Below are 26047 nucleotides of genomic sequence, written 5' to 3' on the forward strand. Positions count from 1 at the left end.
GATGAATATGAGAATACTGGTTGTTGACGATGAGATGCCTGCCAGAAAACAACTTAGAGTTTTGATTGAAGAATATGGAAAAAACACCCTTATAGTGGAAGAGGCAAATAATGGTGAAACCGCACTAAACCAATTGAAAACCAACTCTTTTGATGTGGTTTTTTTAGACATTCATCTTCCAGATTCAACCGGCCTGGATATTGCTGAGGAGGTAGTGACACGAGGCTACGCCACAAAAATTGTTTTTGTGACAGCGTATGACGAATATGCTCTTAAGGCCTTTGATTATGCCGCAGTCGATTATCTACTAAAGCCCATTGAAGAAAAACGTTTTCGAAAAACACTTCTTTATTTAGAACGGGAATTTGAAAAAAAGGGTGAAATACAGAAGATAAATTCTTTGCTTGCCATGGAAGAGCTTTTGAACCAGCATCTAAAGATAGAACATCGCAGAAAAAAACTCACCCTCGAAAGAGATGAACGTCTCTACGTAGTAGATGAGGAAGACATCCTTTATGTTGAAACAGAAGATGGGAATACCAAGGTAATCACAAAAAAAGGCGATTTCTACTCGAATCTTTCCCTGGTAGAATGGCAGGATAAGTTAACAGATCCACCTTTCTTTAGGACCCATAGAAGCTTCCTGGTCAACCTTGAAGAAGTGCAAGAAGTATTATACTGGTTTAACAATGCGTTGCAGTTGAAAATGAAAGAGGATGCCGAGAGGTTTATTCCTGTTAGTAGAAGTAACACGAAACGCTTCAAGGAAAAAATGAATATTCTAGGGTAAGCCTTACCGTTTAAACCTAAAAGCCAACCGTTTAAAGGGTCTTCGATACCAGTTATAAATTATGTGAATATTCCTGGCAAATTTTGGTATAATAATATTGATTAAATACATTGAATGATTTTACAGATAGTCCTTGCTATCCCAAAGGAAAAGATTTAGAATATACACACAATACAAACGACACAAGTGAACATAGGAAAAAAGGAGCATTTGATGGAATACCAGAATTATCTTCAATTAATTGAAAGCAGGCTTCAGCAGTATTTTGATATGGAAAGACATCATGAATATCAGCATAAAAATTTTGATTTATACGCACAGTCTAAAATACGAAGCGAGCGGTATTTTGGTAGCAAAAAACTGAAAGTATATGCCATGGAGAATTATGAACATGTTTTCTTGAAAAAGACAGATGGGTTAACGGAGACAGAGTTGGATGGGTTTTGGGATGCTTTGATAACGGCTACAGATGAAAAAGTAGCCCCCCATGAGGAACATATGTCTACCATTATTACGGGTGTTTTTGTGATGGAAAAAAATCCAAATCCTAAGATCCTTCAGCAAATCGAAAAAAAGAAATACAATAAAAGCTTTGCCCTTGGCTTTAAAGGCTGGGTGTATATTCGGCTCTTGGCAGTAAATATTGCTACTGGGAGCGTTTATTATAATAAACGAGGAAAGGAGGTTCAGGAAGTTTATTTGCCGAATTTAATAATATAAAACCGGAATTATAAAGGAGGAAGGGCATGAACGCATTAGTATTAGTTCTTATTTCTATTATTGCTTTTTCAGTTGCGTATGTAACCTATGGTGCCTGGTTAACCAAGCAATGGGGGATTGATGATACCAAGCCTACACCAGCCCATACTCGGGGCGATGGCGTTGACTATGTTCCTGCTTCATCAGCCGTGCTGTTGGGACATCATTTTGCTTCCATCGCTGGGGCGGGTCCTATTGTGGGACCTATTGCAGCCGCCATATTTGGGTGGATTCCTGTATTACTCTGGATTATTGTAGGAAGTATCTTCTTTGGCGGCGTTCAAGATTATAGCTCTCTATACGCTTCTATTCGCCATGAAGGCAAATCTATTGGGGAAGTCATTCAATCCACCATGGGAGTAAAAGGAAAGAGATTGTTTTCGGTTTTTGCATGGCTGACACTTTTGTTAGTAGTGGCTGCCTTTACAAACATTGTTGCCAATACATTTGTTTCAGTGCCTGCAGCAGGTACTGCATCCGTCTTATTTATTATATTAGCAATTGCTTTTGGAAACCTGGTATATCGAAGAGGATTCTCTCTTAGAATTGGTTCTGTTATTGGAGTGATCTTGCTTCTTGGATGTATTGCCTTAGGGAACGCATTTCCCCTTGTTTTATCTCGAAATATATGGATTGCACTATTATTGGTATATATATCCGTTGCTTCAGTAACCCCTGTGTGGATCCTATTACAACCACGAGATTATCTAAATGCCTATCTTCTGTATGCAATGCTAGCAGGAGCTGTATTAGGGCTTTTGATTACACGACCTACATTGCAATTAGAAGGCTATATTGGCTTTAACGTAGGGGGACAATACTTGTTTCCAATATTGTTTATTACGGTTGCCTGTGGTGCTATATCAGGCTTTCATTCACTGGTTGGATCTGGAACCTCGTCTAAACAACTGGCAAAAGAGAGTGATGCCAAGTTGGTTGGCTACGGCGGTATGCTTATCGAAGGTGTCTTAGCAACAATTGCTATCATTACAGCAGCATACGTGGCAGGTCCGAGATTAACTGAATTATTAGCTGAAGGTGGCCCTGTGAATGTTTTCTCAGATGGCATCGGCGTATTTATGACAAGTTTTGGCATACCTTTTGAAATAGGAAAATCTTTCGTAGCCCTTGCAGTGTCAGCTTTTGCCTTAACAAGCTTGGATACAGCTACACGATTGGGAAGATTTATTCTTCAAGAATTTTTTGAACCAGAAGAGCCTACGGAGAAAAAACCAATTTTAACGAATATGTATGCAGCTACTGGCGTTACCGTAGTGCTAGGTGGGTTGTTGGCGGTTACTAGCTGGCAATTAATTTGGCCAATCTTTGGTTCTGCCAACCAGTTGTTAGCAGCATTGGCTTTGATGGCTGTAGCCGTATGGCTTAAAACAATCAACAAAGGATATAAGATGTTTATTATTCCAATTGTTTTTATGTTTGCAGCAACATTGCTGGCCTTGGTGCTTTTGGCACGAACCAATTTAGCCACAGAAAACTTGATTTTGGTTGCTTTTCCAGTATTGTTGTTTATTCTGGCTATCGTTTTGCTGGTTCAAGGATTTGGTATTCTTTTCAAAGCAGAAGCAGTAGATAAAGAATAAAACCAAGGTATTTAAGCGAAATAGGGTTGATAAAAAGGTTATTTAGAATGTGAGGAGAGAAGGGGAAATATACTTCTCTCCTTTTTGTGTAAAAAGATCTAGTATTTTGGCCTCAATCCCTGTAAGATTGATAAAGGGAAAGATAGGGTAGAGAGTAAAAATAGAGGGCTTGGCTATTTACTCTGAGATTATAAAACAGGGAGCGATCATCATGGTTGGGTTGATACTAGAAGGTGGAGGCGGCAAAGGAGCCTATCAGATTGGTGCGTGGAAAGCCTTTAGAGAGAAAGGAATTCAGTTTGACGGAGTGGCAGGGACTTCCGTAGGTGCGTTGAATGGTGCTATGATTTTACAAGATGATTTTAAATTGGCGTGGGACACTTGGTATAACGTAGAGCCAAGTAGAATCCTTTCCATTGATGATGAAATAAATGAATTAATTACGGAGTGGAAGCTTGATCAAAAAAATGTAGGCATTTTAATGGAGGAAATCAGAAAAATAGTGAAAAATGCTGGGGTGGATTCTTCGCCGCTGTATGATTTGGTGCAACGTATGATTTGTGAAGAGAAAATTAGAAAATCTGATAAAGACTTTGGATTTGTCACATATTCATTGACAGATATGGAGCCCTTGGAGTTGTTTAAAGAAGACGTGCCCCTTGGAAAATTGGCAGAGTATTTAATGGCTTCTTCCTATTTGCCCATTTTTAAAGAGCGAAGATTTGATGGGAAGCGATTTTTAGATGGTAGCTTCTATAATAATTTGCCTATCAATATGTTGCTTCGAAAAAATTATTCGAAAATCTATGCGGTCAGGCTTTATGGCCGAGGGCGTATTCTAAAAGTGGATCCCGGAGATACAGATATAACTTATGTTTGTCCTCATCGAGAACTGGGGGGAGTGTTGAACTTTACAACCGAACAGAGCCGACGAAATTTACAGTTAGGCTATTTAGACACCTTGAAAGTTCTAGATCAGCTAGATGGAAATCATTATTATATTAGAGATGTGCCGAAAGAAAAGGATGTATTGAGATCCTTGATTGCATGGCCTGAGGATATACAGCGAAAAATATGTTCTATTCTAGATTTAAATCATCATAAATCCTTGAATAGGATATTTATGGAAGAGGCCATTCCCCAAATGATAGATGTTTTTGAGTTGCCAAAAGAAACATCCTATCAAGAGTTTATGGTACTATTAATGGAGGCGATAGCAAAATCATATGAACTAGATTCTTTGAAACCATATGTGTTTAAAGAATGGGCTCGAAACATTTTAGAGTCGGAGAATGACCAAAGAAACAAAAAAGAGTATTATAGTAAGGCGAGCTACTTTCTCAAAGCATCTGAATCTCTTATAAAAATAGGGAAAGAAAAAAAGCGTCATGAGATTGTAAAACTTTTAAAACAGGATAAGAAATGGATTTATTCCTTAGAAATCTAATTATTAAGGAGGAATGCTAAGATGTCCCAAAGTCGAAAAATGAAGCGTAATAAAGCGAGGAAATATGTGCAACCTGAAAAAGGCAAGAAAGTGATGAAGATCATGATTACAGGAGCGATTATTCTTATTATTATAATGGTTTTTTTGGGAGTTCAGTCGTATAGAAATCAGGCTGAAGCTCCATCTAATGATATGAAAGAAATACAAATTGAACCGGAGGACCTTGGTTTTTTGCAATAACTGTTTTTTAAATAATACTTTTTTTATAAGTTCTTTTACGGTACAATAGTGTAAGAGGATTCAGAAATTTCCTGTGAATACTTGATTGATAAAATTGACCTAATAGAAAGGAAGGATTCCTATGCTGGAAAAAACCCTCCTGATCTCTAACGAAACTGGTATTCATGCAAGACCTGCAGCGGTTCTGGTAAAGCATGCTATGCGTTTTGAATCGGATATCTATATTTATCGGGATGGAAATCAATATGATGCAAAAAGTATTATGAATGTTATGAGTATGGGTGTTCGTCAGGGTGAAGAAATACATCTCGTGATAAAAGGGCCAGATGAAGCACAGGCTTTTCAAGAGCTGGAGCAGTTAATTAAAAATAATTTCAAAGAAGCGTGACCAAAGGGTCATGCTTCTTTGATTTTTATATCCTAATTGTTAATATCATGCAACCCTTTAGAATGATTTGCGTATTAATTGGTAGATATGGAAATAATGATAGAAAAAGAGGGGGTGCCGTATGAAATCCGTGTCGTCATATGCAAAAATGTTTCAAAAAACCTATGAAAACCTGTGGCCTCAGGTTTACCAATATGCTTATTATCGGCTTCAAAGTAAAGAAGAGGCAGAAGAATTAACCCAAGAGGTTTTTCAAAAAGTATTTCAACAAGTAAAAAAAGGCAAGGTGGAAGAAGAAAAAATACGAGCTTATATTTTCACTGCGGTCAGAAATACTATTTATGATACATGGAGACAAAAAGGGAGAAATCCCAAAGTAGTGGAAATTAACCAGATAACAGAAAAGAATATGCCAGTATCGGAAAATCAAATGCTTGAAGAAAATATGGTGCTACGGGAAGCACTTAAAAAGCTTCCAGAAATATACCAACAGGTATTAATATGGCGGATTGTGGAAGGGTATCCTCTCAATGAGGTGGCTGAGAGACTCGGAAAGCCAGTGGGCACCATTAAAAGCCTTCAATTCAGAGGGGTTAAAAAGTTAAAGGGAATTCTGGAGGAAGGAGGTTATTTCAATGGATAAAGAAAAAATTCATCAAAGAGATCAAGAATATCTTAACGGTTTTATTGACGAGCTTATTATGGAGTGTAAGCCAACACCTCCAACTGGACTAGATTCAGATACATCCGCTATGCTGGAAACGGTTCGTGGTATTAAAAGGCTTAGGCAAGATGAGCTAAGCTGGGAGTGGCCCGAAGAAAAACAGAAAAAAGCTAAAAGTCTAACAATGGGAAGAACAGCATGGAAAAAGTGGATACCTGCCGTCGCTGTGTTTATTTTGATCCTTGGAATTGCCCAAAGTCAGAACTCCTATGAAGAATCGACGGACTACGTTGCCATGGACTCACCTATGGAAGGATCAGCTTCCCCTGAAGAATCGGCTCCTAGAATGATGATAGAAAAGGACAGCCTTCAATCATTTTCCCTTGCAGAAGAACAAGCGAGTAGTGCTGCTACGGTTTTTAACATTAGGAACAATGATTTCATAGAACTCAATTTATTGGAAAGACCCTATGGATTAAAAGAATTTAAAATACCACAAGAGGTAGCAGATCAGTTGAAGACCAACCCTCTTCAACCAGGCCAACTGGTAACCATAGAATTTCATGAAAAGGGAGAAGCAAATGGATGGGAATTATCAGGGATACGTCCCATTGATGAAGTAGTGGTGGAAGGGCTTTATCTAGGCAGAGTAGATAGCCATTCAGTAGAAGTCCTTATCCAAGGCTATCCAAGAGTATTGGCCGTAGACAGAGAAGTTCTTGAGACAGTAGAAGCGTTATCGCATCAAATAGACATAGGAAAAACACAAGGTCTTCCCGTTAAAGTGACCATAGAAACATCGGATATTACGTTGAATGGTAAAATAACAGAGATTGTTTTACGAGAGTAAAAGCAACTCTCGTAAAATGATTCTAAAAAAACAGAATGGAGTATATCAATGGAGATCGAAAAGTTGGTACAAAAGATATGGGATGCTGGTGGAGAACCATACTGGGTTGGTGGATGTGTCCGTGATATGCTTCTGAAACGGGAACCGAAAGATTATGATTTGATTGTCTTTAAGCTAAAACCTGAGAAGCTGGAGGAGGTATTATCTTCCTTAGGAAAATGGAAAAAATATGGGAAGGTGCAAGGCATTTGGGCTATATCTGGGATTCCAGTAGATATATCTCTATCTGAGGATTCGATAGAGAGGGATGCACTCACTAGAGATTTTACATTGAACGCTATTTATCAACATGCTGTATACGGAAATATCCTCGATCCTTTAAAAGGGCAAGGAGACCTAAAAAATGGTGTGCTCCGGATGGTAGGGCCTCATTCCTTTCAACAAGATCCGCTGCGAGTCTATCGCTCCTTTCAACTGATCGCTCGGTTCCATCTGATTCTAGAAGAAAAAACAAAATGGAAAGTTAAAGAGATGGAAATGGAATATATTCCTATGGAACGAATTTATGAAGAATGTAGAAAGTGGATTTTAGCACCTTCCCCAGAATTAGGATACAAATCCATGAAAGAAACAGGGAAACTATTTCCTATTTTGAAAGACCTTAAAAGAACTGACTTGGAAACAGATCTATATCATTGGTTGCCCTACAGAAATCAGAGTAAGTCGCCAGAATTGTTTATGTGGACGCTTTTGCTGCTTAATCAACATCCCTTCCTCTTAAAGGAAAAGCCATGGGCTACCTTTGAGGAACTGGAACAAAGCAAAAAATATGTTCGAGAGCTTCAAGACTCTTTTTATGCCTTGTGTCGTCATCGTCAAAAGAGCAATGATGTAGGCCGTTGGATCTACGCATTAGTCATGCTAATGAAGGCTAGCCGATCCGCAGACATTCTTCGAATATCCCTCATGATTAAAAAAGAGGAGATATCATTATTAGCTGAAGCCTTGGGCAAGAATGAGAAGCGGGAACTGCTTGGTGATCACTGGCCTCAAGAAATTCCTACACGCAACTATAACGGAAAAAAACTTCGGGAAATGGGGATTCCAGAAGGCCCTCGGATGGGCATATGGTTGGAAATTGTTTTTCAGCTTCAGCTAGAAGGGCTTCAAGATAGTGAAATAGAAGCTTTTATTCATAAAAATAAGTACTTGTTTCAATAGAAGATATATCTCTGCTTGGAATTGTGATAGAATAATGTGAAGAGTCTAGGCAGAGGTGATAAGAATGAAGAGAACCGCGAAAATATTCATCGTAGAAGATAATCCGTTGGACGTCAAGATTATTACCGACTCCCTGCGGAAAAAAACATATCGAATTGTCGGAAGTGCTAGTTCTGTTGAGGAAGCGATGCCTCTTATCGCCAAAAGAAAGCCTGATTTAGTGTTGATGGATATTACCCTTAAAGGAGAAAAAGATGGAATATGGGGAGCAAGTCAAATTCAAGAAAATATGGATATACCGGTACTTTTTTTGTCTGGATTCTTGAGTGATAAAATTAAAAAAAGGATTTTGGAAGCGGACCCCAGTGGGTTTTTGGTAAAGCCATACAATGAACAGGAACTACATATTAATGTGGAGTTAGCGCTTTACAAAGCATTCATGAAAAAAGAACTGAACCGGAAAGAAGTTAGGTTTCAGTCCATGGTAAAAGCTTTGCCGGACTTGTTGATTAATTATGATCAAAACGGGAATTATTTGGAAGTGACGACTCAAGATGAAACTACGTTGCCCATTGACTGTGAGAGTGTTCAAGGTAAAAATATTATGGAAGTGTTACCAGAGCCTATTGCAAAGAAGGTTTTAGAAAGTATTCAACGAGCTATTAAAACAGGCAATATGCAAACCGTTGAATATGAATTAGAAACTGGTAAAGGTCATCGGATTTTTGAAATGCGTATAGCTGGAAGCGTCCAACAGGAAGCGGTGGCCATTATACGGGACGTAACAGAAGCTAGAAAGACGGAAAAAGAGCTGATTTATATGAGGTTTCGAGATCGGATGACAGATTTGTATAACAGAGATTTTTTTGAGGAAGAAATACAGCGTTTAGATACTGAGCGTCAGTATCCACTTAGTATTATTATCAGTGATATTGATGGACTTAAAATGGTTAATGATATTTTAGGGCATATGGAAGGCGATGAACTAGTGAAGCGGGCAGCTCGAGTAATGAAAGAAAGCTTTCGGGATGAAGATATAGTTTGTCGTACGGGTGGAGATGAATTTACTATTATATTGCCTAAAACCGATGAAAATACCACGCGAAAAATGATGAGGCGAATTCGGGAACGTTGTCAAGTCTTAACGGATAAAGGGGAAGTTGTTCAAATAGCCTTAGGAGCTGCTACAAAAACAGATAAGAGCACAAGCATTGCTGAACTGTTGCAAGAGGCAGATGATCAGATGTATCAAAACAAATTAACCAACAGAGATAATAAGTTGGCAGATTTGCTGAAAAAATTAGAGGAAAATTCAAATTTTGATCCAGGAAGCAATAGAAAATACTGGGAGCGGTTGACTCGCTGTAATCCACTTATTAAAGACTAAATGGAATGGTTAAAGAACCATTCCATTTTAAAATTCACTTATGATATACTGTTTTTGGAAAGGGGTTTTTTTATGAATTTATCAACCTGGCAGCAAGCATATTGCCAGCTTAGAAATACCATTATTGAAGGTCAGTATGACCATTTAAATCCAGCGCAAAAAGAAGCAGTGCTTCATGCACAAGGACCTTGTCTAGTTTTGGCAGGTGCTGGATCTGGCAAGACAACAATGCTGGTAAATCGAATCGGCCACACCATTCGATTTGGTTCAGCCTATGGCAGCAATGTTTTACCAACAGGAATAACAGAAACGGATTACCATCGGGTAAAAGAATGGCAACAAAACAATCTAGATTCTGGTGAACCCATGCCTTTGGAAATTTCAAGACTTCTGGAAGACCAGTCTGTGGACCCAAGTAGTATTCTGGCCATTACGTTTACCAATAAAGCAGCTCGAGAAATGAAAGAAAGGGTTAATCATCTGTTAAAGGGTCAATATACACCCATGTGGATTAGTACCTTTCATGCTGCTTGTGCACGAATGTTACGTAGAGACATTCATCGGTTAGGCTATGGGACAAACTTTGTTATCTATGATGCTCAGGATCAGCAAGTGCTGCTAAAAGAATGCTTGAAACAATTGAATTTGAGTGATAAAAAGTATAGTCCAAGGGCCGTTGGTGGATGGATTGGAAAAATGAAAGACAGTATGATTGATGTCAACGAATCCAAAAAACAAAACGAAAAAGACATTTATGCTAGAAATCTAGCAAATATATATGAACTTTATGAGAAAAAATTGCATCAAAATAATGCCCTTGATTTTGATGATTTGATTTTGAAATCTTTACAATTATTTAAGGAAGCACCAGAAGTACTGGAATACTATCAAGAAAAATTTCAATATGTATTGGTGGATGAGTTCCAAGATACTAATAAACCACAGTACCAATGGGTAAAAGCCCTGGCAGAGAAACATCGAAATCTTTGCGTAGTGGGCGATGATGATCAGAGTATTTATGGGTGGCGTGGAGCAGATATAGAAAATATTTTAGGGTTTGAAAAAGACTTTAAAGATACCCGAATCATCAAACTGGAGCAAAACTATCGCTCTACGGAAACTATTTTGAAAGCCGCTAATAGTGTAGTGGGGAATAATCGATATCGAAAATCAAAAAATTTATTTACGGAAGGGTCCACAGGAGATAAGATATACTATTGCCGATGTGGGAATGAATATGCTGAGGCAGATTTTGTGGCTCAGTCTATGCAAAACCTTCATCAAGAAGGATACCCGTATAGTGATTTTGCTGTCTTGTACCGAACCCATGCCCAATCTCGTGTTTTAGAAGAGGCTATGATGAAAACTGGCATTCCTTATCGTATTTACGGTGGAACCAGGTTTTATGATCGGAAAGAAATTAAGGATATTTTAGCGTATTTGAAAGTAATCGAAAATCCGAAAGACGACCTAAGTCTAAAACGGATTCTCAACACCCCTCGTCGAGGCATAGGAGATAAAACAATTGGAACCCTTGAAATACTTGCTTCAGATCAGGAGTTGTCTTTATGGCATATGTTGACAGAAACAGATCAATGGCATCATCGACTGACCAGTCGGGCATCTAACTCTTTGACAAAATTCATAGAGCAGCTTAGGCTTTGGGTGGACAAGAAGACAGCGTATTCTGTTACGGAATTGGTGGAAGAAATATACACCGCTACTAGATACGTTCAACTCCTTAAAGACGATGGAAGTATTGAAGCTCAAGGAAGAGTAGAAAATCTAATGGAGTTTCTTTCATTAACCCGTGAATTTGATCAGACAGTAGAGGAAGAGACACTAGAAGACTTTTTAGCTGGAACGGCTTTGGAAGCAGCCGTGGATTCTCTGGAAGAAGCGGAAGAATCTGGGGTTTTACTCATGACATTACACAGTTCTAAAGGATTGGAATTTCCTGTGGTCTTTATGCCAGGACTAGAAGAAAATGTGTTTCCTTCCAACATGTCACTGCAAGAGGGAAATGAAGAAGAAGAGCGTCGTCTTTGTTATGTTGGGATTACTCGGGCCAAAGAAAAACTTTACCTGAGTAACGCTGTTAGTCGCACCCTGTATGGATTTACAGGATACAATAAAGCCTCACGGTTTATGGAAGAAATTCCAAGGGATTGTCTCGAAGAACTTGGAAAAGAGCAAAAATCCAAAGAAGCCCCTTCAGAAGCCTTTCAAAAAAAGCAGCAAAAACAGCGATGGCAACGAAAAGAAATGAAACCGATGACGGTTACAGCAGGGCCTCAGCATGTTGGTGAGAACAGGGAAGTTAAATCAGGTCAAAAAGTAACCCATCCGGTCTTTGGGAGCGGCACCATCGTATCCAAAGCCAATGAGTTGGTCACCATTGCTTTTCCAGGTGGAGGGTTGAAAAAAATAAACCTGGACTATGTAAAGTTGACCATCGAAGAATAATTCTGAATGAGGTGAGTTGTTTGAACCGAAGCAAAGAAATCGAGAAAATTCATGAACTGGTTCAGCAATTGAATCAATACCGGTATCACTATTATGCATTAGATCAATCCATGGTAAGTGATCAGGAGTATGATGAACTTTACGAAACACTGGAAAAATTGGAAACAGAATATGATTACCGATTACCAGATTCGCCAACACAGCGTATTGGTGATGAACCACTTCAATCATTTGAATCGCATCAGCATAAACAGCCTCTATGGAGTTTGGATAAAGTGAAAAACTCAGAAGAACTCCGAAATTGGGAGCAGCGTCTGATGCGGAATTTGCCTACAGAAGCAGAGCAACCGACCTATATACTGGAATATAAGTATGACGGGCTAACTGTTAACCTAACCTATCAAGATGGGTACTTGGTTCAAGCTGCTACTCGGGGAAATGGGAGAGAGGGAGAAGCTATTTTACCTCAGGTCAAGACCATTCAAGCTGTCCCCTTATCCATTCCATTTAAAGGCATACTGGAAGTGCAAGGAGAAGGCTTAATGCGACTTTCTACCTTTGAAACCTATAATAAGGAGGCGAAAGAGCCCCTAAAAAATCCGAGAAATGGTGCGGCCGGTGCTCTTCGCAATCTAAATCCAAAAGTAACGGCCACTCGAAAACTAGATATGATTTGTTATCAGACGGGCTATTGCGATGAAAAAGCCTTTGGGACTCATAAGGAAATGTTGGAGTTCTTGAAAGAGCAACACTTTCCTGTTAGTGGTGAAGTATACGTGGCCAACAATCTGGAAGAAGCCTTGGAACATCTGCTGGAAATGGAAAAAGCCATTCCAACATTGGATTACATGGTAGATGGTGTGGTTATTAAAGTCAACCAAATGGCATTGCGGCAGACCTTAGGGTATACACAAAAGTTTCCTAGGTGGGCGGTGGCGTATAAATTTGAAGCCCAGGAAGTTACGACTTTCTTGGAAGAAGTCATATGGCAAGTGGGTAGGACGGGAAAGTTAACCCCCACGGCAGTCTTAAAGCCAGTGGAAGTAGGTGGAGTTACGGTTCAAAGAGCTACCTTAAATAATTGGGAAGATATACAGCGAAAAAAATTATCACTAGGAGTCCGAGTTTGGTTAAGGCGTTCCAATGACGTGATACCGGAAATAATGGGTCTGGTGGAAGAGGAAAAACCAGGAAGACCTATTCTGAAACCAGAGAAATGTCCGGCCTGCAATACGCTCTTGGTAGAGAAAGGAGCTCATCTTTTTTGTCCCAATAGTCTAGCCTGTAAACCACAGCTAGTATACAAATTAACTCATTTTTGTAGTCGAGATGCTATGGATATAGATGGGTTCAGTGCCAAAACCGCAGAACAATTATATGAAGAATTAGATTTGAAAAGTATTGATGCATTATATAATTTAAAAAAAGAAGATCTAATGAAATTAGAAGGGTTTAAAGAAAAAAGAGCTGGAAACTTGTTGGAAGCCATTGAAAACAGTAAAGAGTGCAGCTTGCATCAGTTTCTTTATGCACTTGGAATCCCTAATGTAGGACGAAAAACAGCAGAAGATTTGGCCGAGGAATATGGATCTATTGACGAATTGAAAAAGACAGAGGTAGAAGACCTGATGGCATTGCCGGATATTGGCAGCATTATGGCAGAAAGTATTGTAACCTTTTTTCAGGATCACCATATTCAGCGTGCTATACAATCCTTGATGGATGCAGGAGTAAATCCAAAGTCACTTCAGGAAGAAAAAAAGGTGTCAGATTCTATTTTTGCTGGTAAAACCGTAGTCGTGACAGGGAAGCTACAGAAATTCAGCAGACAGGAAGCAAAAGACTTATTAAAGAAATATGGTGCCAGCCTTTCAGAAAGTGTTAGTGGAAAAACGGACATCTTGATTTATGGAGAAGAGGCTGGGAGTAAATTAATGAAAGCGCAAAAGTTAGTGGAATCTGGGAAAAACACGGAACTGCAATTTATGACAGAGGGTATGTTTATGAAACAAATAGGAGGAAGCGAACATGGCTAATGCAAATGTTGGTTTACAGGTTTTGCCATCCGTACCAGAAGAATATGTTTATGGAGTGGTGGATGAGGTAATTCAAATTATCCAAGACTCAGGGGTCAAGTACGAAGTGGGACCGCTGGAAACAACCATGGAAGGCGACTTAGACGAATTGATGGAGATTGTAAAAAAAGCACAAAAAGTCTGTATACAAGCAGGGGCGGGTAGCGTTATTTCTGTAGTGAAAATACAGTATAGGCCGGAAGGCGTGAGTATGAATGAGAAAGTGGAAAAGCACAGGTGAACGCTTTCTGCCTGCTGGGTTAGGAGTGTTTTGCTTGTTCTTTTGGGAAATGACAGGACAACTAAGCATGGTACCTGCCTACTTGCTGCCACCACCCAGCAGCATTTTTGCAGCCATGGTTCAGAATGCAGATCTTTTATGGCAACACGCTAGAGTAACATTGTTACAGGCGGCCATAGGATTTCTTATTGCCATGTTTCTGGGGGGACTGTTGGCACTCTGGCTGGACTACTCACCATTGGCAAGAAAAACCTTGTATCCATATTTAATTACCTCCCAGACAGTGCCAATTATTGTGTTGGCACCGCTTTTTGCCATGTGGTTTGGCTTTGGCATATTACCAAAAGTACTGATTGTGGTATTGGTTTGTTTTTTTCCGATTACCATCAGTTTAATGGAAGGCCTAGCTACCGTAGATCAAGAATTAATGGACTTGATGAATGCCATGAATGCATCTGTTTGGCAACAATATAAGTGGGTGAAGTTGCCGGCAGCCATGCCATCCTTATTTTCTGGTTTGAAAATTTCAGGTACCTATAGCATTATGGGTGCTGTGATCGGTGAGTGGGTTGGTGGTCGAATGGGGCTTGGCGTATATATGATGAGAGTCAGACAATCTTTTGCGACAGATCAAGTATTTGCTGTAATTGCAGTGATTGTAATGCTCAGCATTTTAGTATTGAAAGTCATTCAACTGGCAGAGAAAAAGGCTATGCCTTGGCTACATCATGATCCAATTGACGAGGAATCGGCGGATCATTAGACAAAACAGGGAAAATGGAGGCGTTATAGTGTGGAGCCAGTCCTAGAAGTCAACAAAATACAAAAAACGTTTTCAACCCTACACACCATTGAAAATATTTCGCTCCAGCTCTACAAAAAAGAATTTGTTACGGTGTTAGGCCCTAGTGGTTGCGGAAAGAGCACTTTATTTAGTATTATAGCCGGGATTGCTGAGCCTGATCAAGGGGAAGTAATCATCGATCATAAAGAATATACGGGACTGTCTGGTCGTGTAAGTTTTATGCATCAGAAGGACTTATTGCTGCCTTGGAAAAACATACTAGATAACGTCTGTTTGCCTTTGTTTCTCCGTGGGGTTCCGATTCCAGAAGCCCATAGACAAGCCAAAACCCACTTTCCTCTTTTTGGGCTAGAGGGATTTGAAAAATACTACCCATCACAGTTATCTGGAGGAATGCGTCATCGAGCAGCACTATTAAGAACTTTTCTTTTTTCTCAAGATATTATGCTCTTGGATGAACCCTTTGGAGGACTAGATGCCTTAACCAGGCAAACCATGCAACAATGGCTTATGAAAGTAATGGTTGAAATCGAATCTTCTGTGTTATTGATTACCCACGACGTGGATGAGGCAATTCTGTTGTCAGACAGGATTTATGTGCTTACCCAGCGTCCGGCACAAGTTCGTCAAGAACTAGTGGTGAATCTACAGCGTCCAAGAGGAATTAATTCCTTCGCAACACAGGAATACATTCAACTAAAAGAATCTATTTTAAAACATCTAACCAACTGATAATCCATGAAGGGTAACAATAACTGAGTACCAGGAGGAAAAAATATGACCTGGAAAAAAAGAATCCTTTATTTATTGTTGGGCATCTTTATTACCCTTGCGGCATGGGTGATGGCCCTAGAGTATGTAGCGTTTGATGTGGATCACTATATGACAGAATTTGAAAAACAAAATTGGGTACCACAAGCAGGGATGGATCAGAAAAACTTGGAATACGTAGCCAAAGAAATCATTCTCTATTTGCAAGGTGAAAAAGATGACTTTCAGACCGTGGCAGTCAAGGATGGAGAAAGTCAAAATTTATATGATGAAAGAGAAAGGCAACACATGGTAGACGTTCTGGTTCTTTTTGAAAGAGCTCGAATGATTCGAAATATTTCATTCATAGGCATTATACTTTTATTGATATGGGTGGTTTTAAGAGATATAGATTGGAAACGTCATGTTCTTCGTAGTTGTTTTTACACAGGACTTGCCAATGTAGATTTGATGATTCTTTTAGGGTTGCTTATTTGGCTAGATTTTACAAAATACTTTACCTACTTTCATCTGCTGCTATTCGATAATGATTTGTGGATGTTGAATCCGCAGAAGCATGTTTTGATTCAATTGTTGCCAGAAAGCTTCTTTGTTAATACGGCTATAAAAATAGGCTTATATGCCATGGGCTCATTATTAACGATGGGAATCCTAGCATGGCAACTGGAAAGAACCTTAGGTCGGATTCAGAATACAGACTAAAATAAGCGAAGAAAGGAAATGATTTATGAAAATAGGCAAGGTACCTACGGATTTCTTAAGGGATAACATTATCGCAAAAGTAAAAAACACCAGAAAAGAAGTGCTGGTTGGTGCCGGAATTGGAGAAGACTGTGCAGTCTTAGACTTAAAGGATCAACTTTGCGTGATAAGTACCGATCCCATTACTGGAGCGGTAGCAGATATAGGAAGCTTGGCGGTACATATTGCCTGTAACGATGTGGCTTCGGATGGGGCAGAACCAGTTGGCGTATTGCTAACCGTACTAGCGCCTTCGTCTACAACAAAAGCGGAGCTTGAGGAAATTATGACAGATGCCAACCAAGCAGCAGAGAGCATTAACGTACAAATACTGGGTGGTCATACGGAAGTTACGGATACGGTAAATCAAGTGGTCATCAGCACCGTGGCTATAGGAAAGCAGTCTAGGGATAAACTAGTGAAGAGTGCTGGGGCAAAAGTGGGCGATATAGTGGTAATGACCAAACATGCAGGACTAGAAGGAACTTCAATTCTGGCCCATGATAAAGAAGAAACCTTGAAAGGGATATTAAAGGATAGTTTGATGCAGGAAGCAAAAAACCAAAAGCATCGTATAAGCGTAGTACCAGAAGGGCTTTTGGCAGCAGCCAATGGCGTCAATGCCATGCATGATGCCACGGAAGGTGGGGTTTTGGGGGCGCTGTGGGAGCTGGCAGAGGCTTCTCAAACGGGCTTGGTTATTGACAGAAATAAAATTCCAGTGCTAGATTCCACGAAATCAATCTGTCTTTATTATGACATTGATCCCTATCGCCTCATCTCCAGTGGGGTGATGATCATGACCATAGCACCTGAAAAAGCAGAGGCTTTGATGGAAGAATTGGAAAAAGAAGGAATTCATGCAGCCATAATTGGTGACGTGACCAAAGGAGAAAGATATATCCTTGAGGATGGAGATAAAAGACTCTTTGAAGAGCCAGATGTTGATGAGTTGTACAAAGTCTTATGATGTGAAGAGCAGGTTACATTGTGATTACATTCCCTTTAGTCCCATTGACACAAGAAGATCCAGAGTGATATATAATAGAAAGATACAGCAAAAAAGAACCAATTAAATGCCGGGAGGCTTTGAAATGAAAAAAACACTGATGATCGGACTGGTATTGTTGCTACTGCTATCGGCCGTAACACCGCATAAAGCCTTTGCGGAAGTGGCAACCATAAGGGCGGAAGTCGATGAACGAATGATGGATATTCCCGTTGTTCAAATGACAATGGATGGAGAATCCCTAGCTTCAGATGTTCCTCCAGTACTATTTCAACACAAGGAACAATATCGAACCTTGGTTCCAGTGGCGGTAATAGCCAATCAAATAGGTGCTGAGGTAAGTTGGGACGGAAAAACACGGCAAGTGACGATATCAAATAGTGAAAAAGAAATTGTTTTAACCATTGATAGCGCCAATGTGCTGGTGAATGGAGAAGCAAAAATTTTACCGAGTCAGGTACCTGCTAAGATAGTGACGTATCAAGAACGAGGGCGCACAATGGTACCAGTGGCTTTTGTTGGCCAAGAATTGGGCTTAGACGTGGGGTGGAATGAGGAACGTCGACGGGTCGAAATTAAGTCTCCTGAGCCGGAAGAAGCAGCAACACCAGAGCCCCAAGAACCAGAAGAGAAGCCTGAAGAAGAAGGTGAGATGCTCCCGGATGAAATGGTTGATACTCATGAAGAGGATGACTTGATATTGGATGATTTCACTGGCGATGAAGCCTTGTTGGAAGACATTCAAATCGAAATAGTGGATCGGATGCCTGAAATAAGGCTGAAAACAGGTGAAGAAGTTGACTTTAGTACGGCAAAACTAACCAATCCTAAACGACTTGTTTTTGATTTACGTCATACCAGGTTGCATATGAACCATTCAAGCCATATGCAGCAAGATAAAACAGTGAGAGTTACAGCACCAAGCAATGCGTATATTAGCACCATTCGTTCCTCGCAATTTGAGAGAGATCCTTGGGTAACTCGATTGGTATTAGACCTTAAAAATGACATTGGTCATGATGTTCGATATGATGAAGAAACAGAAGAAATGGTAATTCGACTTATTCATTATGTAGATGATGTTCGTTTTGAGCGTTACAATGCAAAAGAAGTAGTGGTGATTGAAGGAAGCAATGCTCATGACTACAATTTAATGAAATTAGATGGGCCACATCGTCTTGTAGTAGATGTGAAGGATTCTTTATTGAATCCTGGGCATCGTTTTCCAGAATTTAATGTAGGTGGCCGTATTGCAGATAAGATTAGAGTTTCAGAATTTCCGCCAGATCATCATTACGATCCAAACGATAAAATTGTGAGGACTGTAATTGATTTAAACAATGTGCCGGATTTAGAGGATTTATATTTTGATAAACAAAATGGTAGGCTGTTGGTTCATTTGGAAGGAAAACCAGATGAAGGCTATCGATATGTGGAATCTGGTTGGACTTCCTCTCATTTAACCTTTTACGGTAAAAAAGCGGTTGATTACAAAATAGAGGTAGACGAATCTGCTTCCATTGTTAAGCTGATTATGCCAAAAGATAATATGGATATTCCTTTTGAACTATTGGATATTGATGACCCTTTGATTGAGTTTATTCAAATTAGTGAAACGAAAGAAGAGAATGAGTTGATTGCCAATGTGCATGTTAAATCTGGTGCAGAAATAAGAAGTCCAGGCATCAAGAATACCAGGAACTTATCTTTGGAGTTTACAAATCGAGATATGCGATACCAAGAAAAACTGATTGTGATCGATCCTGGCCACGGTGGAAAAGATCCTGGAGCGGTTTCACCAAACCTAGGAATGACAGAAAAAGAAGTGGTTCTGGAAGTTTCTAAAGAGCTCGAAAAACTACTTCAGGAAGCTGGATTTAGAACCTATATGACCAGGAGAGACGATACATTCATCTCCTTACAGGATAGAGCAGATATCGCCAATCGGCTTAATGCAGATATTTTTGTCAGCGTTCATGCCAATGCGGCACCACGATCTGATTTGAAAGGAATTGAAACCCTGTATTATCCCAGTGAAAACAGTCCTACAGACTTTAGAGACAACCTACGACTGGCAGAGATTTTTCAAGAAGAAATGGTACGAACATTAAATGCATCAAGTCACCGCATCAATGCTAGAGATCGACTGTATGTGCTGAGAGAAACCAAGATGCCGGCTATTATTACGGAAATTGGATTTTTGACAAATCCAGAGGAAGAAAAGTTATTAGCGACTAGCCAGTATCGAAGACAAGCAGCAGAAGGGATTCTGAATGCGGTGATTCGATACGTGGAAGAAACCGGTACACATCTAACAGAAGTACGATAGTGGGAACGTTAGATAATGTTAAAGACCACAAACGATATTGCATCGATTGTGGTCTGATCCTTTATAAAGGCAAAGGAGGATATCCATGGAATTTCTTTTGGGATACTTACTAATTTTTTCGGCAAAAACGGCGGACATGAGTATGGCCACAGTCCGAACCATTATGTCTATGCGGGGAAGAAGGATGGAAGCATTCTTTATTGGGTTTATTGAAGTTATTATCTGGATTGTAGCCATTGGAAGAGTGTTGGATAATTTAGATGACCCCTTTAATGTCATTGCATATGCATTAGGATTTGCATCCGGCGGATATGTTGGTATAATATTGGAAGAACGAATGGCTTTAGGCGATCTTGTGGTACAGATCATTACCTATAAAAAAGCCATGAGCCTAGTAGAGAGTATTAGAGAGGCAGGTTTTGGGGTTACTGTGGTGGAAGGCCATGGACGCTATGGCGTTAACCATTTGTTGAATGTTACGATTCAAAGGAAAAACCTACCCAAATTACACCGTCTTCTAGATCAACACGATGCTAAGGCATTTGTTACAGTTACAGACGCTCGCTCCATACGAGGGGGCTATTTTACTAAAATGAAGCGATAGAAAATCTGAAGGGAGTTTATTTATGCGAAACGATGGACGAAAAGAAGATCAGCTCAGATCCATTACCTTTGAACGAAATTTCACCAAATATGCATCTGGATCTGTATTGGTTACCATGGGGAATACAAAAGTAATTTGTACTGCATTTATGGAAGAAAAGGTACCACCGTTTTTAAAAGGAAGCGGAAAAGGGTGGATCACAGCAGAATACTCTATGTTGCCTAGTGCTACCCATACCAGGAAAATCAGAGAGTCTAGTAAAGGAAAAGTAGAAGGAAGGACTCAGGAAATACAACGATTAATCGGAAGAGCCCTGCGTTCTGTTGTTGATTTAAAAGTCATTGGAGAAAGGACAATATGGGTAGACTGTGATGTTATTCAAGCAGATGGAGGTACTCGGACTGCTTCTATAACAGGTGCCTTTATTGCACTAATGGAAACGCTGATAAACATGAGAGAAGAGAAAAAAATTAGAGAAATTCCAATCAATCATTACCTGGCTGCTGTAAGCGTAGGGGTAGTAGAGGGAGAAGTATTGCTAGATCTTTGTTATGAAGAAGACTCCTCGGCAGCCGTAGACATGAACCTTGTAATGACGGAGGCAGAAGAGGTGGTAGAAATTCAGGCTTCTGGTGAAGAAGCAACCTTTACCTTGGATCAAATGAATCGGATGATCAATTTTGGAAAAAAAGGAATTGAAGAATTAATTGAAATGCAAAAAAAAGTAATTGCTGAGATCTATGCTGAAAAGATAGAGGCTTAGGAGGAGATAAAATGGAACCGATGAGAGTGGTTATGGCTACGGGGAACAGTCATAAATTAGAAGAAATCACCAACATGCTTCAAAACTTTCCTATTGAGGTGGTTTCGATGAAAGATGTTGGATTAGAAAAGATGGAGATTGAAGAAACAGGGACCAGCTTTGAAGAGAATGCACTTATCAAGGCAATGGCCGTTTGTGAAGCCACAAATAGCCTTTCCTTGGCAGATGATTCTGGCTTGGAAGTAGATGCTTTAGATGGTAGACCTGGGGTTTATTCAGCTCGTTTTGCGGGTGACAATGCAACAGATCAAGAGAATAACGTAAAATTGTTAAATGAATTACAGGATATTTCGATTGAGAAGCGAAGCGGTCGTTTTGTTTGTGCCATAGCAGCGGTTTTTCCGACGGGAGAAGTATTAGTGACGCGAGGAGAAGTAGAAGGATTTATAGATTTTGAAGAAAAGGGAACCAACGGTTTTGGCTATGATCCTTTGTTTTATAGTCCCCAACACAGAAAAACTTTTGGAGAATTAAGTCCAGAAGTTAAAAATGGCATTAGTCATCGATCCAGAGCATTAGAAAATTTAAAAGAAATGCTGATACAGCACTTTAAGGAGTAATTATGAAGATTGGTATTACAGGAGACACCCATGGCAATATAAAACAATTCAATCAAGCAATGCACTTGCTCCATGACTGTGAACTGGTGTTGCATACTGGTGATTTTTATCGTGATATAGAGAGCTTGCCAGAAGAGCAGAAGAAAAAGGTGATTGCAGTTTCTGGAAACTGTGATCATGAAAAACAGCTACCTACAGAAAGAACCATCAGCATAGCTGGAAGGAAAATTTTTCTGTGTCATGGACATCAGTTTGGCGTTAAATCAGGTTTAAATAGACTTTACTATAAGGCGCTGGAAATCGAGGCAACCATTGCTATATTTGGGCATACACATGTTCCAGCCCTAGTAAAAGAAAAAGGCATCTACCTTGTTAATCCTGGCAGTGCATCTGAACCAAGAGTTTATGGAGGACCCACTTGTTTACGATTAAATCTTCAAGATCCATCCAAGAGTGAATTTCTTGTAATTTCTTCTTGACAAAATGAGAATAAGATGGTAAATTATAAGACGTGGCTGAACGAAAACAAAATCCTGCGGGTGTAGTTCAGTGGTAGAACTTCAGCCTTCCAAGCTGATAGCGAGGGTTCGATTCCCTTCACCCGCTCCATTAGATTTTGTGCTCATAGCTCAGCTGGATAGAGCAACGGCCTTCTAAGCCGTAGGTCCGGGGTTCGAATCCCTGTGAGCACGCCACAGAAATATCGTACAATATATAACATGGTGGGTGTAGTCAAGTGGTTAAGACACAGGATTGTGGCTCCTGCATTCGTGGGTTCGAATCCCATCATCCACCCCATCAATGGGATATAGCCAAGTCGGTAAGGCACCGGACTTTGACTCCGTCATGCGCAGGTTCGAGTCCTGCTATCCCAGCCAATGCTGTGGCGGCACTACCGCCACTACATGCGGAAGTGGCTCAGTGGTAGAGCATCGCCTTGCCAAGGCGAGGGTCGCGAGTTCGAATCTCGTCTTCCGCTCCAGAATTTCATGCGGCATTAGCTCAATTGGATAGAGTACCTGACTTCGAATCAGTAGGTTGAAGGTTCGAGTCCTTCATGCCGCGCCAGTTATTGCAAAAGATCCAGCGATTAAGCATCGCTGGATCTTTTCGTTCTCGACATGAACTCGAAAGTGTTTATGATCTTTCTTAGGTGTTTAGGTATGCCACAGTGGGGACAGGCAAGGGTAATGGGCTTTCGAACGTTTTCACCAGTCACAAAAGTCTGCTTGCAAACCTTGCACTGGAACTGCCTGTTACCGCCGTTATTGTCGTAAATATATTGGTGAGGCGCCTGACAACGAGGACAGCGGGTATCGGTAGGAATGTCTTTACCCATCTTATGCTTCACGGGTTTAAGTTCTTTTTGGTAACGTTCCTGATAATAAGCTAGTAAGAAGCGGTAATCCTGTTGTTCAAACTTGAGGATCCGCGGAAGTTTATCGATCTTGAGCTTGTGGTACTTGGGAGAGTTCGAATCCTCAAACTGCCACTGCCGGAGTGGAATATTTTTCGAAATAAAGAGTAAAAGAGTAGAAAGTTCTTTTTCAAGATATTGAATATAGACAAGTAAATGAGTTATAATGGAGTTCACAATGACCAACCTTTCTTTATTAAAATTGTTGTTGAGGAACTTCAATTATATCAAGAAATCGGGTTTCAAAGTTTTTTATTACAAAAAAACTTTGAAACCTTTGCAATATAAAGCAAGTAAATCTAAAAAGTAGTGTTTAAGTTTACACTACCAGAATGAATAGGGGGCTTTACATATGAAAAAAAACATATTGACCGTAATTTTGATCGTTGTGATGCTTTTGGCGCCCATGCACACCCATGCGGGACAGGGAATTGATTCCTATACGGATCTGGACGGTCACTGGGCGAAGGATTTCATTGCAAGTTTGGTGGCGATTGATGTCATCAGTGGTTACCCGGACGATTCTTTCCGACCGGATAATAACATCACCGTAGCGGAATTTAATGTGTTGGCGTTAAAGGGTATGGATATAGATTATAGAAGTGCTGCTTCTCATGAAGCGTGGTATATGGGTTCCATCAATGAATCCATCAGTCGCGGTATCATCCGATCAGGTGAGTTCCGAGACTATGACCGTCCGATTGATCGGGGAGAAATGGCGCGTATCATTGTCCGGGCGATGGGTGAGAACCCTGCCAGTGGCAGTACTGACTTTGAAGACGATGGAAATATCCCGAGAAGTGTGAAAGGCTACGTCAAAACTGCTAGTAACCTTGATATCATTTCCGGGTATCCGGACGGTGCTTTTGGTTCTTCCCGAAACGCTACCAGGGCGGAAGCCAGTGTTATGATTGCGAAAATGATCGACCTTGGTGGCGATCCACAGGAAGCAGAAATATCAACGAAACCTGAAATTGGGGAAGAACAAGAGGTGAAAGATGATTCATCTACTGAATCAAAAGAAACGAGCAATTGGCAAGAAGAAGAAAAAGCGATCAAAGCAGCTAAACCTGAGTTTGAGTTAAAGCTTGGTCAATACAAGGATCAAGAAACTGGGGAACCACTCTCATTAGAAAAGACACTTTTGGACGAGGTGGATGGCAGTTTAGCACCTTCGGGGCTTATATCAGAAAGAGTTAGTGGTGAATTAGATGATAATGAAATTGAGCGTTTAAAGGGATATCTGATGATCACAGAAGGACTCGGGCCATTTAAAACTTTTGGGGAAGCGACGGAGAATCCGGAATACTGGGTTGAATTGGCAAAGTCTCAAATTTGTAGTGCGCCACCATTTATAGCGGCACGGTGTAACTTCTTAACGTCTCCTGATTTAGTGTGGCGGGATGGTAACAACGATATGATGGTGCGGGGAATTTTAACCCTTCAATACGTTTCGCCTCAGAACCATTTTCATAAAGTTGGAGTGGAACCAAATACTACGTACCAGGTAGATGTGGATATTTCTTTAACAGAAAAGTATTACTTTGAAACCAACGACTATGGATTTTATCTAAACTTCGTCTACTATCTGTCGTCATTCCGGGAAGTAAGTGCTAACTAGGGGAGGTAGCTTGTGGGGTTAAGATAATTAGATGGGATACTTGGTGTTTATGATAACTTTAAAATACCCCGATCAATTCAAATCGAGAGTACGGTTTTCTCTAAACAACCTGTATCTTAACGAAGACATGCTTAACATTCCCCTATTTATGGCTGATCAAGCAGATCGCCTTATTGGAATGGCCATGGATCAATTATAAGCAGAATAAAGAAAGAAATATTTATAAAAAATACCAGTTCCTTACTCAAAGGGCTGGTATTTATATATATAGACATTGCGGCTTAATCGGAAAAGAGGTTATGGAGGATATGGTAAGCCTTTACCAATTGCATATTTGCATATTCTAATTTACAACTTAAACATCATCACATGGAAGAAGAAATAATATGATTATGAAGTGTATAGGTATCAGCTGCAGGAAAAATTATCTTGAATGAAAAACTCCAATAGAGATGGCTTTGTTTGATAAAGCGATCCTTTTACTGCACTGCAAGGATAGAAGCAAGAATGCAATAATGTGAATAGACATATTTTGAAATGCGATGAGGCATTAAATAGTGTCTAGGGACGAGGGGACGTTTCTCGCGTCCTATTTCCGTCTGTAACCAGGCAGCCCAAAACTCTTTCTACCTTCACTATGAGACAAGGCAACTTGTCTAACATATTTATTAGAACTGAATCTTAAAAGGAAGAAGAATATGAAAAAATTCGTCGTTGAACCATCTGTCTGGGAGCTTTTTCCAGGTTGTGAAATTGGTGTGCTGCTGCTGCGTGATATTAAGAATACGGAAGAAGACAACCAGCGTTTAGGAAAACCATTGCGAAGCTTTTACAGGAAGCCGAGGAAGATGCCAGAAAATATCTGACGGAACCGGTGTTAAGTCATAATCCAGTCATTGCTGTCTGGCGGGAGGCCTTTTCCAAATTTAAAACGAAAAAAGGAGCCAGATCATCCATTGAGGCACTGCTGAAGCGTATCGAAAAAGGAAACACTGTTGGCGGAATCAGCCCGCTGGTGGATGTGTATAATGAGGTGTCGTTACGATTTGCTCTGTCCTGCGGTATGGAAAACCTGGATGCCATTCAGGGAAATTTACGGTTGACGGTTACGGAAGGGGGCGATTCCTTTTTGCTCTTGGTGATGAAAAAGCAAGTGAAACCCTTCCGGGAGAAGTGTGTTACTTGGATGATGAAGGCGCTGTGTGTCGCTTCTGGAACTGGCGGGACGGTCAGCGAAC

The 26047-nt window shown here is 40.2% G+C and carries 25 protein-coding genes, 6 tRNA genes and 1 pseudogene; 31 read left to right on the top strand and 1 reads right to left on the bottom strand.

Annotation, left to right across the window (positions count from 1 at the left end):
• Positions 1–7 precede the first annotated feature (7 nt).
• The 28 genes from ACZ47N_RS11350 to ACZ47N_RS11485 all read left to right on the top strand — a co-directional run bounded on the left by ACZ47N_RS11350 (position 8) and on the right by ACZ47N_RS11485 (position 22839).
• Positions 8–790: a LytR/AlgR family response regulator transcription factor gene (locus tag ACZ47N_RS11350; protein WP_464886662.1), complete on the top strand. Its 783-nt coding sequence runs from the start codon at positions 8–10 to the stop codon at positions 788–790.
• Positions 791–1003: 213 nt separating this feature from the next.
• Complete coding sequence (locus ACZ47N_RS11355) at positions 1004–1510, top strand: DUF8052 family protein (protein ID WP_464886663.1); 507 nt, start codon at positions 1004–1006, stop codon at positions 1508–1510.
• Positions 1511–1536: 26 nt separating this feature from the next.
• Positions 1537–3150 (top strand): carbon starvation CstA family protein, encoded by a 1614-nt coding sequence (locus tag ACZ47N_RS11360; RefSeq protein ID WP_464886664.1) that lies wholly within the window; start codon positions 1537–1539, stop codon positions 3148–3150.
• Between the two features lie 211 nt (positions 3151–3361).
• On the top strand, positions 3362–4597 hold the full coding sequence (locus tag ACZ47N_RS11365) for a patatin-like phospholipase family protein (RefSeq protein WP_464886665.1): 1236 nt from the start codon (positions 3362–3364) through the stop codon (positions 4595–4597).
• Positions 4598–4618: 21 nt separating this feature from the next.
• Positions 4619–4837 (top strand): hypothetical protein, encoded by a 219-nt coding sequence (locus ACZ47N_RS11370; protein ID WP_464886666.1) that lies wholly within the window; start codon positions 4619–4621, stop codon positions 4835–4837.
• Positions 4838–4958: 121 nt separating this feature from the next.
• Positions 4959–5225: an HPr family phosphocarrier protein gene (locus ACZ47N_RS11375; protein WP_464886667.1), complete on the top strand. Its 267-nt coding sequence runs from the start codon at positions 4959–4961 to the stop codon at positions 5223–5225.
• 121 nt (positions 5226–5346) lie between these two features.
• Complete coding sequence (locus ACZ47N_RS11380; RefSeq protein WP_464886668.1) at positions 5347–5868, top strand: RNA polymerase sigma factor; 522 nt, start codon at positions 5347–5349, stop codon at positions 5866–5868.
• A complete protein-coding gene (locus tag ACZ47N_RS11385) occupies positions 5861–6739 on the top strand; it encodes a hypothetical protein (protein WP_464886669.1) in 879 nt (292 codons plus the stop codon). The genes ACZ47N_RS11380 and ACZ47N_RS11385 overlap by 8 nt, the downstream gene beginning before the upstream one ends.
• A 48-nt stretch (positions 6740–6787) precedes the next feature.
• Positions 6788–7960: a tRNA nucleotidyltransferase/poly(A) polymerase family protein gene (locus ACZ47N_RS11390; protein WP_464886670.1), complete on the top strand. Its 1173-nt coding sequence runs from the start codon at positions 6788–6790 to the stop codon at positions 7958–7960.
• A 64-nt stretch (positions 7961–8024) separates the two neighbouring features.
• Positions 8025–9347, top strand: a complete 1323-nt coding sequence (locus tag ACZ47N_RS11395) for a GGDEF domain-containing response regulator (RefSeq protein WP_464886671.1) — start codon at positions 8025–8027, stop codon at positions 9345–9347.
• 72 nt (positions 9348–9419) lie between these two features.
• Positions 9420–11813, top strand: coding sequence for an ATP-dependent helicase (locus tag ACZ47N_RS11400; RefSeq protein WP_464886672.1), 2394 nt, complete (start codon positions 9420–9422; stop codon positions 11811–11813).
• Positions 11814–11833: 20 nt separating this feature from the next.
• Positions 11834–13849 carry an NAD-dependent DNA ligase LigA gene (ligA, locus tag ACZ47N_RS11405; protein WP_464886673.1) on the top strand — a complete coding sequence of 672 codons (2016 nt, stop codon included), beginning with the start codon at positions 11834–11836 and terminating at the stop codon, positions 13847–13849.
• Positions 13842–14129: a thiamine-binding protein gene (locus ACZ47N_RS11410; RefSeq protein ID WP_464886674.1), complete on the top strand. Its 288-nt coding sequence runs from the start codon at positions 13842–13844 to the stop codon at positions 14127–14129. Before ligA ends, ACZ47N_RS11410 begins: the two co-directional genes overlap by 8 nt.
• Positions 14104–14892, top strand: coding sequence for an ABC transporter permease (locus ACZ47N_RS11415; protein WP_464886675.1), 789 nt, complete (start codon positions 14104–14106; stop codon positions 14890–14892). Before ACZ47N_RS11410 ends, ACZ47N_RS11415 begins: the two co-directional genes overlap by 26 nt.
• A 30-nt stretch (positions 14893–14922) precedes the next feature.
• Entirely contained in the window at positions 14923–15666 is a 744-nt protein-coding gene (locus tag ACZ47N_RS11420; protein ID WP_464886676.1) for an ABC transporter ATP-binding protein, read from the top strand.
• A gap of 45 nt (positions 15667–15711) precedes the next feature.
• Positions 15712–16407 carry a TIGR01906 family membrane protein gene (locus ACZ47N_RS11425; protein ID WP_464886677.1) on the top strand — a complete coding sequence of 232 codons (696 nt, stop codon included), beginning with the start codon at positions 15712–15714 and terminating at the stop codon, positions 16405–16407.
• A gap of 25 nt (positions 16408–16432) precedes the next feature.
• Positions 16433–17416 (top strand): AIR synthase family protein, encoded by a 984-nt coding sequence (locus ACZ47N_RS11430; RefSeq protein WP_464886678.1) that lies wholly within the window; start codon positions 16433–16435, stop codon positions 17414–17416.
• Between the two features lie 124 nt (positions 17417–17540).
• Positions 17541–19784, top strand: coding sequence for an N-acetylmuramoyl-L-alanine amidase (locus ACZ47N_RS11435; RefSeq protein WP_464886679.1), 2244 nt, complete (start codon positions 17541–17543; stop codon positions 19782–19784).
• Between the two features lie 85 nt (positions 19785–19869).
• Entirely contained in the window at positions 19870–20388 is a 519-nt protein-coding gene (locus tag ACZ47N_RS11440) for a DUF2179 domain-containing protein (protein WP_464886680.1), read from the top strand.
• Positions 20389–20410: 22 nt separating this feature from the next.
• Positions 20411–21151: a ribonuclease PH gene (rph, locus tag ACZ47N_RS11445; protein ID WP_464886681.1), complete on the top strand. Its 741-nt coding sequence runs from the start codon at positions 20411–20413 to the stop codon at positions 21149–21151.
• 11 nt (positions 21152–21162) lie between these two features.
• Entirely contained in the window at positions 21163–21771 is a 609-nt protein-coding gene (locus ACZ47N_RS11450; protein WP_464886682.1) for an XTP/dITP diphosphatase, read from the top strand.
• 2 nt (positions 21772–21773) lie between these two features.
• A complete protein-coding gene (locus tag ACZ47N_RS11455) occupies positions 21774–22250 on the top strand; it encodes a metallophosphoesterase family protein (RefSeq protein ID WP_464886683.1) in 477 nt (158 codons plus the stop codon).
• A 56-nt stretch (positions 22251–22306) separates the two neighbouring features.
• Positions 22307–22380 (top strand) — tRNA-Gly (locus ACZ47N_RS11460).
• A 9-nt stretch (positions 22381–22389) separates the two neighbouring features.
• Positions 22390–22466 (top strand) — tRNA-Arg (locus ACZ47N_RS11465).
• A 27-nt stretch (positions 22467–22493) separates the two neighbouring features.
• Positions 22494–22569 (top strand) — tRNA-His (locus ACZ47N_RS11470).
• A gap of 4 nt (positions 22570–22573) precedes the next feature.
• Positions 22574–22649: transfer RNA gene (locus tag ACZ47N_RS11475), tRNA-Gln, on the top strand.
• A gap of 29 nt (positions 22650–22678) precedes the next feature.
• Positions 22679–22753, top strand: a tRNA-Gly gene (locus ACZ47N_RS11480).
• 9 nt (positions 22754–22762) lie between these two features.
• Positions 22763–22839: transfer RNA gene (locus ACZ47N_RS11485), tRNA-Arg, on the top strand.
• A 22-nt stretch (positions 22840–22861) separates the two neighbouring features.
• Here ACZ47N_RS11485 and ACZ47N_RS11490 read toward each other — a convergent pair.
• Positions 22862–23365 carry an RING finger protein gene (locus ACZ47N_RS11490; protein ID WP_464886684.1) on the bottom strand — a complete coding sequence of 168 codons (504 nt, stop codon included), beginning with the start codon at positions 23363–23365 and terminating at the stop codon, positions 22862–22864.
• A 175-nt stretch (positions 23366–23540) separates the two neighbouring features.
• Between ACZ47N_RS11490 and ACZ47N_RS11495 the strand changes: the two genes are divergently transcribed.
• The 3 genes and pseudogenes from ACZ47N_RS11495 to ACZ47N_RS11505 all read left to right on the top strand — a co-directional run.
• Positions 23541–24809: an S-layer homology domain-containing protein gene (locus ACZ47N_RS11495; RefSeq protein WP_464886685.1), complete on the top strand. Its 1269-nt coding sequence runs from the start codon at positions 23541–23543 to the stop codon at positions 24807–24809.
• 698 nt (positions 24810–25507) lie between these two features.
• A complete protein-coding gene (locus ACZ47N_RS11500) occupies positions 25508–25675 on the top strand; it encodes a hypothetical protein (protein WP_464886686.1) in 168 nt (55 codons plus the stop codon).
• Between the two features lie 8 nt (positions 25676–25683).
• Positions 25684–26045: pseudogene (locus ACZ47N_RS11505) on the top strand (B3/B4 domain-containing protein); the annotation flags it as partial.
• Positions 26046–26047 lie beyond the last annotated feature (2 nt).

The sequence above is a fragment of the Tindallia texcoconensis genome (assembly GCF_055383815.1).